7 protein-coding genes and 1 pseudogene are annotated in these 9,636 nt (G+C 58.1%); 5 read left to right on the forward strand and 3 right to left on the reverse strand.

Going from position 1 to position 9,636, the window contains the following annotated elements; genetic code table 11:
- Window positions 1–9: 9 nt before the first annotated feature.
- The 3 genes from JJU47_RS02090 (at window position 10) to JJU47_RS02100 (ending at window position 4,047) form a co-directional block, all read left to right on the forward strand.
- Window positions 10–1,359, forward strand: a complete 1,350-nt coding sequence (locus tag JJU47_RS02090; RefSeq protein ID WP_228615889.1) for a murein hydrolase activator EnvC family protein — start codon at window positions 10–12, stop codon at window positions 1,357–1,359.
- Between the two features lie 98 nt (window positions 1,360–1,457).
- Window positions 1,458–2,870, forward strand: coding sequence for a S41 family peptidase (locus tag JJU47_RS02095; RefSeq protein ID WP_228615890.1), 1,413 nt, complete (start codon window positions 1,458–1,460; stop codon window positions 2,868–2,870).
- 40 nt (window positions 2,871–2,910) lie between these two features.
- Window positions 2,911–4,047, forward strand: a complete 1,137-nt coding sequence (locus JJU47_RS02100) for a PDZ domain-containing protein (RefSeq protein WP_228615891.1) — start codon at window positions 2,911–2,913, stop codon at window positions 4,045–4,047.
- A gap of 36 nt (window positions 4,048–4,083) precedes the next feature.
- Here JJU47_RS02100 and glpK read toward each other — a convergent pair whose 3' ends face one another.
- The 3 genes from glpK to JJU47_RS02115 all read right to left on the reverse strand — a co-directional run bounded on the left by glpK (window position 4,084) and on the right by JJU47_RS02115 (window position 7,294).
- Window positions 4,084–5,601: a glycerol kinase GlpK gene (gene glpK, locus JJU47_RS02105; protein WP_228615892.1), complete on the reverse strand. Its 1,518-nt coding sequence runs from the start codon at window positions 5,599–5,601 to the stop codon at window positions 4,084–4,086.
- 27 nt (window positions 5,602–5,628) lie between these two features.
- Window positions 5,629–6,336 carry an MIP/aquaporin family protein gene (locus tag JJU47_RS02110; protein WP_228615893.1) on the reverse strand — a complete coding sequence of 236 codons (708 nt, stop codon included), beginning with the start codon at window positions 6,334–6,336 and terminating at the stop codon, window positions 5,629–5,631.
- A gap of 121 nt (window positions 6,337–6,457) precedes the next feature.
- Window positions 6,458–7,294 carry a sulfite exporter TauE/SafE family protein gene (locus JJU47_RS02115; RefSeq protein WP_228615894.1) on the reverse strand — a complete coding sequence of 279 codons (837 nt, stop codon included), beginning with the start codon at window positions 7,292–7,294 and terminating at the stop codon, window positions 6,458–6,460.
- A 144-nt stretch (window positions 7,295–7,438) separates the two neighbouring features.
- Between JJU47_RS02115 and uvrB the strand changes: the two genes are divergently transcribed.
- Both uvrB and JJU47_RS02125 read left to right on the forward strand, forming a co-directional pair.
- Window positions 7,439–9,415, forward strand: coding sequence for an excinuclease ABC subunit UvrB (gene uvrB / locus JJU47_RS02120; protein WP_300997409.1), 1,977 nt, complete (start codon window positions 7,439–7,441; stop codon window positions 9,413–9,415).
- Window positions 9,416–9,636 (forward strand): annotated as a pseudogene (locus tag JJU47_RS02125) (hypothetical protein); the annotation flags it as partial.

Raw genomic sequence — 9,636 nt, forward strand, 5'->3', positions numbered from 1 at the left:
AGTTGGCGGATGAAACGTTCGCTTGCGCTTGGATTATGTATGACGTTACTCGCCGCGCCGGTCATGGCGACGGAGAAAGAGACGTTACAGGAACGACAAGATCGTCTGTCCAAACAATTGGAGCAGTCCGAAAAAGCGCAAGCGGAGACGGACGCCGAGCTCGAGATGACCGAGGCCGAGCGTGACGCGGTCTCGACCGAGGTCCGCGCCGTCAACGAGCGGCTCGACAGCTTGAGCGAACAAATCGCCGTCCAGCAGTCCGAGGCCGACGAAGCTCGTGCCGAGCTCGAGGCGACCCGTCGCCAACTCGCTGCCCAAGAGCAGTACCTCGAAGGCCAGAAGACGCTCCTCAGTGAGCGTCTTCGTGTGCTTCAAATTCATGAGGACCGGTCCTATCTCCAAGTCATTTTCGAGTCCCGTTCATTCGGGGACTTCGTGGCGCGTCTCGTGACGGCGCAATCGATCGCGGAGCAGGACCGGGACCTCATACATACGTTCATGACCGAAGTCGATCGTCTCGAATCGCTCGAGACGGCGCAACGGACGCAACTGTCGTTCGTCAAACAAAAAGAGCGCGAGCTCGTCATCACGAAACAAGCGCTCGACCGTGCCGCCGAAGAGAAGCGGGCGTTGCTGTCAGAACTGAACGAGCAAGTCGAACTGCTCGAACTCGAACAGATGACGCGCGAGGAAGAACAGGCGCTCATGGATGAACAGCGCCGCATCATCGCCGGACAGCTTGAAGCGATCGCCACAGCGGAACGGGAAGCCGCCGAAGCTGAAGCGCGAAAACGGGAAGCCGAGGCGAAAGCGGCCGCTGAGGCACAGGCGAGAGCCGAGGCTGAGGCTGAGGCAAGGGAAAAAGAAGCGGCCGCGAACACTGAACCTGCCGCGCCACCGGTCGTCCCGCCGGCTGAAGTGACGGAGAACGTGACCGCCCCCGTCTCGACGTTTTTACGTCCCGTTTCTGGGTACGTCTCGAGCCGATTCGGCCCGCGGGCGAACCCGCTCACAGGGGCGCCCGAGTCGCACCGCGGCATCGACATCGTCAATGCGACCGGTACCCCGATCGTTGCGGCGGCACCGGGCATCGTCGTCAAGGCGGCGCCGGCGACCGGTTACGGCAACGTCGTCTTCGTCTCCCACGTGCTAGGCGGCCAAGTGTGGACGACGGTGTACGGCCATCTTGATTCGATTACGGTCGCACCCGGGCAGACGCTCAGTGCCGGCCAAACGGTTGGGACGCTCGGCAACACCGGCTGGTCGACCGGACCGCATCTTCATTTCGAACTTCACCGAGGTGAGTGGGCACCAGGGCAACCGAACGCGGTCGACCCGGGTCCTTATATTGGCTATTGACTGACGGACGCGTCCCCAAATGTGTGGAACGCGTCTTTTCTTCTAAACTTTTTGCTATACTGAATGAAAGACTGACAAAGAGAAATGAGGGACTACCCGTGAAAAATTCAACCGCAGGACTACTCGCCGGCGCCACGTTCGTCGCTGGGGCCGGTGCAGGGCTCGCGACGATGGCGTTTACCGATTCGACCGCATTGCCGACCGCGATTCAACCCCGGAGCGAGGGCTGGGATAAAGTCGAACAAGTGCGCAAGTTGATCGAGGCGCACTCGCTTAAAGATATTTCAGAAGAAGATTTGCTCGTCGGGGCGCTCGATGGCATGACGGCAGCGCTCGACGACCCGTACTCCGATTTCCTCGACGCAGAGGAGACGTCGCAATTCACGGACTCAATCGAGTCAAGTTTTGAAGGAATCGGCGCGACTTTGGAGAAGAAAGGAGAAGACATCTTAATTGTCGCTCCGATCAAAGGGGCGCCGGCCGAAGCGGCCGGACTCCGTCCAGGAGACGTCATCACGGCCGTCGACGGGGAGTCGATTGAAGGGATGGCTGTCGAAGAGGCGGTCCGTTTGATTCGCGGAGAGAAAGGGACGGTCGTGACGCTGACGATTCGCCGAGGCGGCCAGGAGGCCGACTACGAGATCACGCGTGACACGATCCCAATCGAGACGGTGTTCTCGGAAGTAAAAGAAGGAGGCGGGAAAAAAATCGGGTACTTGCAAGTGACACAGTTCTCGGACCCGACCGATGAAGAATTTTTAGCCCAACTCGAGGAGCTCGAAAGTCAAGACATCGACAGCCTCATCATCGATGTGCGCGGCAACCCGGGCGGTCTGTTGCCGTCGGTCATCACGATGGTCGAAGGGTTCGTTCCGACCGACAAACCTGTCGTTCAAATCGAGAACGCCAAAGGGGAACGGGAAGTACAAAACGGCCGGGCCCGTGAGGCGAAGCCGTACGGACTGTTCGTCTTGACAGACGAAGGCTCGGCCTCGGCGTCGGAGATTCTCGCCGGGGCGCTCAAAGAAGGCGCCGGTGCGACCGTGATCGGGAACAAGACGTTCGGTAAAGGCGTCGTTCAGACGGCGTTCGACTTAGAAGACGGCAGCAACTTGAAGCTGACGACGAGCAAATGGCTCACGCCGGACGGCAACTGGATCAACGAGAAAGGCATCGAGCCGGACGTCGAAGTGAACCAACCGGATTACTTCAGCGTCAATCGCATCCTCGCCGATGCCGAGACGCTCAAAGTCGGCGACTACGGCGAGTCGGTGTCGAACTTGCACACGGTGCTCGTCGGTCTCGGTTACGAGCCGGGCGGTCAACCGGGTTACTACGGTGACACGATGGCACGCGCCGTCTCAGATTTCCAAGGCGACAACAACTTGACGGTGAACGGCACGGTCGACGAAGAGACGGCGTCCGCGCTCGAATCGCGTCTGCTTGAGGTCATCCAGGACGAGGCGAACGATGCCCAACTGAACGAGGCGCTCAAGGAAGCTGCAAAATAAGGATTAGGGAAAGGATTGGACACGTGTGGACGTTCTACGAATGAGTGTACCTGTTTTGTTGACTTTGATCGGTAGTCCGCTGCTCTGGGTGACGCTCGTCGCCCTCGCTTACATATCCATGGCACGCATCAAACGGGAGCGGGCGATGTTTCGGTCGCGCCGGCGCTCGCCGAAGTCGGAGTGGCGCCACTTCGTCTGGCCGAGTCTATTGCTCGCCGTGCTCGGCTCGGCCGCGACCATCTTGCTCGAGACGACCGTCAACGTCGAGTGGCTCGTCACGTTCACCGTCCTGTACGCCTTCGTCGTCCTGACGATGCACCCGCGCTTTTGCAGCCCGGCGTTCCCGTTTTTGGTCATGCTTGGCGCGGTCGCGCTTCGAGACGTCGTCTCGTACGGTCCGCTCGAGCGTATCGTCGACCAAGTCGCCGAGGTCGAATGGCCGGTGTACGCGCTCGTCTTCGGGATCGTCACGCTCGCCGAGGCGATCTTGTTACGGTGGAACGGGAACATCGAGACGTCGCCGACGCTCATCTTGTCCAAACGCGGACAGTTCATCGGCGGCCACGTCGTCAAGCGACTTTGGTTTTTCCCGCTCGTCGTGTTCCTTCCGCCGTCGTTCGGATTCGACGTGCCGGTCCCGGTCGTCTTGCCGATCCCGATCGGGGTGAGTCTGCTCTCTACGGGTGCGCTCCCGCGGACGCTGCTCGGACGTTTGAGCCTGTACCGTGGCGTCCTCGCCATCATCGCGCTCGGCTTGTTCGCTGCCTCGTACGCGCTTGACGTCCCGTACGCCGCCTATGTGCTCATCGGGCTGTACGTGTTGTATGAAGTCGCCTTGCAGCTCATCAAACGGGAGAACCGCGCGACGACCCCGGTATTCATCAACGGCAACCGCGGGGCGGTCATCGTCGACACGCTCCCGGGCTCACCGGGCGAGACGATGCAGCTCATCCCGGGCGAGTCGATCTATAAAGTGAACGGGACGGTCATCACGGGCGGGAGCAGCTTCTACGAGGCGCTCCAAATCCATAAGCCGTACATCAAGCTCGAGGTGCTCAACTTGAACGGGGACATCCGTTTCGTGCAACGGGCGATGTACGAGACCGACCCGCACGAGCTCGGTATTTTGTTCGTCGGGGAACCGATGAGTCCGCGCTTGCGCTTACGGAAACTATAAAAGGGAGCATCCTCGCGGATGCTCCCTTTCGTCTTGTCACAATTCAAGTTTTGAAGGTTTGAAGCCCATCGTCGCTTCGACGGCGTGCTGCCAACCTTTGTAAAGTGCTTCGCGGTGCGACTCGTCCATGCTCGGTTCGAACTGTTGGTCGAGTTTCCACTGCTGCTTGATTTCCGCTTGGTCTTTCCAGAATCCGACGGCAAGACCGGCGAGGTAGGCGGCCCCGAGTGCCGTCGTCTCGCTCACTTCCGGCCGTTCGACCGGGACGTTCAAGATGTCGGCCTGGAACTGCATGAGGAAGTTGTTGTTGACCGCGCCACCGTCGACACGGAGCGTTTTCAACTCGATCCCTGAGTCTTGTTCCATCGCCGTCAAGACGTCACGCGTCTGATAGGCGAGCGACTCGAGCGTCGCCCGGACGAAGTGTTCTTTCTCGGTACCACGCGTGAGGCCGAAGATGGCGCCGCGGACGTCCGAGTTCCAATACGGGGCACCGAGGCCGACGAAAGCAGGGACGACGTAGACGCCGTCTGTCGTCTCGACCCGGTTGGCGTACTGTTCCGTATCTTTCGCCGACTTGAGCATCCGGAGACCGTCACGCAACCATTGGATGGCCGAACCGGCGACGAAGATCGATCCTTCGAGCGCATACTCGACTTTTCCATCATAGCCCCAGGCAATCGTCGTCAGTAGACCGTGGTTCGACTTGACGGCTTCTTCGCCCGTGTTCATGAGCATGAAGCAACCTGTTCCGTACGTGTTCTTCCCTTCACCTGACTCGAAGCAAGCCTGGCCGAATAAGGCGGCCTGTTGGTCACCGGCCGCGCCGGCAATCGGCACTTCGAAGCCGAAGAAGTGGTACGGGATTGTATGGGCGTACACTTCACTCGATGGCTTCACTTCCGGCAACATCGATTTTGGCACGGTGAGGATGTCGAGAAGCTCGTCATCCCACTTCTGCTCGTAAATGTTATACATGAGCGTCCGTGATGCGTTCGAGTAGTCGGTGACGTGGGCGTGGCCGCCTGATAGTTTCCAGATGAGCCACGTATCGATCGTCCCGAAGAGGAGGTCGCCGGCTTCGGCTTTCTCGCGGGCGCCTTCGACGTTGTCGAGGATCCATTTCACTTTTGTTCCTGAGAAGTAGGCGTCGATCAATAGCCCCGTCTTATCACGGAACAAGTCGGCGTGGCCCGCTTCTCTCAACTCGTCACAGATGCCGGCCGTTTGACGTGATTGCCAGACGACGGCGTTATAAACTGGGCGCCCCGTCTCTTTTTCCCAGACGACGGCTGTTTCCCGTTGGTTCGTGATCCCGATGGCCGCAATCTCTTTCGGGTCGATGTCGGCCGAACCGAACGCCTCGGCCATGACGGCGAGGACCGACCCCCAGATCTCGTTGGCGTTATGCTCGACCCAGCCTGGCTTCGGGAAGTATTGCTTGAACTCGCGCTGGGCAGTCGTGACGATTTTCCCGTCGTGGTCGAAGATGATGGCGCGTGAGCTTGTCGTACCTTGGTCGAGTGCTAAAATATAACGTTTTTCTTTATCCATGAAATAGTGCCTCCTTAGAAGTTGTGATTATGGGACGAGAATGCCATAGACGAGTGCGGCGATGACGGCACCGATGATCGGTCCGACGACCGGGATCCAAGAGTAACCCCAATCTGACGTACCTTTCCCTTTGATCGGGAGTATCGCATGCGCAATCCGCGGACCGAGGTCACGGGCCGGGTTGATCGCGTAACCGGTCGTGCCCCCGAGCGAGAGACCGATCGAGACGATCAAGAAGGCGACGATCAACGGGTTCAATCCATCGGCGAACGTGTTCGCCCCGAACGAGAGAAGTCCAAACACAAGAACGAACGTCCCGATGATCTCTGAGATCAAGTTGAACGGCGTGTTGCGAATACCTGGTGCGGTCGAGAACGTCGCAAGTTTGGCACCCGGATCGTCCGTCACGTCATAGTGCGGTTTGTAGTGGACATACACGAGGACGGCCCCGATGAACGCCCCAATGAACTGGGCGAGAATGTACATCGGTACGTCGGCCCACGGAAATGCCCCGCTCGTCGCAAGACCGATCGTGACGGCCGGGTTGATGTGCGCCCCTCCGTAAATCCCTGCGGCGTAAACCCCGACCATGACGGCGAAGCCCCAACCGAACGTGATAACGATCCAACCTGCGTTCTCCGCTTTCGAATGGCGGAGGACGACGCCGGCGACGACACCGTTACCGAGCAAAATGAGTAGCATCGTCCCGATAATTTCACTGACAAATGCTGACATGTGATACTCCCCTTTCCCATATTGAATTTTGACTTACCACTTCATTATATCCCCCAATTGAAAGCGCTTTAAAACCAAGATATTCAAAAAAACCACTTTTTCATGTCTCAAGTGGTTTTTACTAGGTGACCCGTTTGAAGAAATCAACGCTGATCGCGACGAGGAACAAGAAAAGCACACTCAAGCTGACGTAAGCGAAAGGGGTCCAGAGCGGCGCCAATAAATCGAGTGAGATCGCCAGGATGACGGCGATATAAAGGAAACCGAGCCGGCGTGAAATCTCTTTCTCGCGATAACGGTTCGTGAGCGCCGCTCCGGTCGGTGCCCCGATGAACGCCCCAACGAGCAACGCCGCCGGCAAGATGAAATCGAGTTGGAGCGAGGGGAGGTAGCCGGCGAGACCGCCTAGCGCGATGAACAAGACGGCGGCAAGGCTCGTCCCGACCGCGCGGTGCGACGTGAACCCGAGCCAGCTGACGAGGAGCGGAACGATGATGAAGCCGCCGCCGATGCCGAGGAGTGCCGACAACAGACCGGCAATCGCCCCGATGGAGAGACTCGCGCCGAACTCGGAATTCTTACGTTTCTTTCGTTTCGATGTTTTCTTTAATAACGTAACGGCAAAATAAGATAGGATAGCCAAATAGAAAACATTGAGCAACCAATCGTACGTCCCGGAGATGGTGAGTACGAGCCGGCTCGACAACTGGGCAGTCACGGCACCGGCCAGGCCGATTGTCATACCGGTCGACCACGACACGTTCCCGAGCGAGGAATGCTTTTTCGCCCCGGACAAGCTCGTCCCGACGACGAACAAGAGCGACGTGGCGACGGCCTCGGCCGCCGTATAGCCGTTGAACAAGAGCACCGGGACGATGATGACCCCGCCGCCGATCCCGAAGAAGCCGGACAGCGCACCGACGAGGGCGCCGAGCGGGATGAAGAGCAAAGACCACATAATGACCAACTCGTTTCTCAGTAGATTCACTCTCCATCATACTGAAAGAGAGAACGGTTTGGGAAGCGTCTCATAAGCGAATATTTGTTCGTGTATGTGCTATAATCAAGTCAATATGCAAGGAACAGAAAGCGAGGAATATACATGGACAAGATCAACGTTCCGTTCGAATTACATTCGGAATACAGTCCGGCCGGCGACCAGCCGGAGGCGATTCGACAGCTCGTCGAAGGGGTCAATCGAGGCGACCGTTACCAGACGCTGCTCGGTGCGACCGGTACCGGCAAGACGTTCACCGTCTCGAACGTCATCCAAGAAGTGAAGAAACCGACGCTCGTCCTAGCCCACAACAAGACGCTCGCCGGGCAGCTCTATTCCGAGTTCAAAGAGTTTTTCCCGAACAACGCCGTCGAATATTTCGTCAGTTACTACGATTACTACCAGCCGGAGGCGTACGTGCCGTCGACCGACACGTTCATCGAGAAAGACGCCTCGATCAACGATGAGATCGACAAGCTCCGTCACTCGGCGACGTCAGCGTTGTTCGAACGGGACGACGTTATCATCGTCGCCTCGGTCTCGTGCATCTACGGTCTCGGGAACCCGGAAGAATATAACAGTCTCGTCTTAAGTCTTCGCGTTGGGAAAGAGCTTCCGCGTGACCAGATGCTCCGCAAACTGATCGACATCCAATATGAGCGGAACGACATCGATTTCCAACGCGGCCGTTTCCGTGTCCGCGGTGACGTCGTCGAGATTTTCCCGGCCTCGCGCGACGAGCAATGTTTGCGCGTCGAGTTTTTCGGTGACGAGATCGACCGGATCCGCGAGATGGACCCGCTCACCGGTGAAATCATCGCCGACCGCGAACACGTCTCGATCTTCCCGGCATCCCACTTCGTCACCCGCGACGAGAAGCTGCAAAAAGCGATCGTCAACATCGAGGCCGAGCTCGAAGAACAGCTCGAGAAGTTCCGTGAGGAAGGAAAGCTGCTCGAAGCGCAACGGCTCGAACAGCGGACGAACTACGACCTCGAGATGATGCGCGAGATGGGTTACTGTTCAGGCATCGAGAATTACTCACGCCACTTGAACTTGACGGAGGCAGGGGCGACGCCGTACACGCTCATCGATTACTTCCCGAAAGACTTCTTGCTCGTCGCCGATGAGTCGCACGTGACGCTCCCGCAAGTGCGCGGGATGTACAACGGCGACCAGGCCCGGAAACAAGTGCTCGTCGACCACGGCTTCCGCCTCCCGTCGGCGAAAGATAACCGTCCGCTCAAATTCGAGGAGTTCGAGAAGAAGTTGAGCCAGGCGATCTTCATCTCGGCGACACCGGGACCGTATGAGCTCGAACATACACCGAACATGATCGAGCAGATCATCCGGCCGACGGGACTCTTAGACCCGACGATCGAGATCCATCCGATCAAAGGACAGATCGATTACTTGATGGACCAAATCCGCGAGCGCATCCAACGAGACGAGCGCGTCCTCGTGACGACGCTCACGAAAAAGATGGCTGAAGACTTGTCGGACTATCTCCGCGAGGCGGGCATCAAAGTGAACTATATGCACTCGGAGATCAAGACGCTCGAACGGATCGAGATCATCCGTGACTTGCGCCTTGGGAAGTACGACGTCCTCGTCGGGATCAACTTGCTGCGGGAAGGGCTCGATATCCCAGAAGTGAGTCTCGTCACGATCTTAGACGCCGACAAGGAAGGATTCCTCCGTTCGGACCGTTCGCTCATCCAGACGATCGGACGGGCGGCCCGTAACGCGAACGGACACGTCATCTTGTTCGCCGATAAGATGACCGATTCGATGAAACGAGCAATCGGGGAGACCGACCGCCGTCGTTCGATCCAACAAGCGTATAACGAAGAACACGGCATCACGCCGCAGACGATCCGGAAAGAAGTGCGCGGCGTCATCCGCGCGACGGTCGATGCTGAGGAAGAAGTGCTCGAATCGCTCAGCTCGATGAAGCCGGCCGAGCGCGAGGCGGCGATCGCCAAACTAGAAGAAGAGATGAAACAAGCGGCCCGCGACCTCCAGTTCGAGCGGGCGGCCGAATTGCGTGACTTAATCTTGGAGTTGAAGGTAGGGAGTTAAATGGTTGAAAAGAAAAATGCGATCGTCATCAAAGGGGCGCGCGTCAACAACTTGAAAAACATCGATATCGAGATCCCGCGTGACCAGCTCGTCGTCTTGACGGGCTTGTCCGGTTCCGGGAAGTCCTCGCTCGCGTTCGATACTATTTACGCCGAAGGACAGCGCCGTTACGTCGAGAGCCTGTCCGGTTACGCCCGTCAGTTCCTCGGGCAGATGGACAA

The sequence above is a fragment of the Exiguobacterium sp. genome, from assembly GCF_020832205.1.
In the GTDB taxonomy this organism is placed as follows: Bacteria; Bacillota; Bacilli; order Exiguobacteriales; family Exiguobacteriaceae; genus Exiguobacterium.

What these genes read in the sequence shown, in the direction of transcription:
- JJU47_RS02100 (WP_228615891.1), top strand. Translation starts at nt 2,911, where the DNA reads ATGAGTGTACCTGTTTTGTTGACTTTGATCGGTAGTCCGCTGCTCTGG.
- glpK (WP_228615892.1), bottom strand. Translation starts at nt 5,601, where the DNA reads ATGGATAAAGAAAAACGTTATATTTTAGCACTCGACCAAGGTACGACA.
- uvrB (WP_300997409.1), top strand. Translation starts at nt 7,439, where the DNA reads ATGGACAAGATCAACGTTCCGTTCGAATTACATTCGGAATACAGTCCG.
- JJU47_RS02110 (WP_228615893.1), bottom strand. Translation starts at nt 6,336, where the DNA reads ATGTCAGCATTTGTCAGTGAAATTATCGGGACGATGCTACTCATTTTG.
- JJU47_RS02115 (WP_228615894.1), bottom strand. Translation starts at nt 7,294, where the DNA reads ATGTGGTCTTTGCTCTTCATCCCGCTCGGCGCCCTCGTCGGTGCGCTG.
- JJU47_RS02090 (WP_228615889.1), top strand. Translation starts at nt 10, where the DNA reads ATGAAACGTTCGCTTGCGCTTGGATTATGTATGACGTTACTCGCCGCG.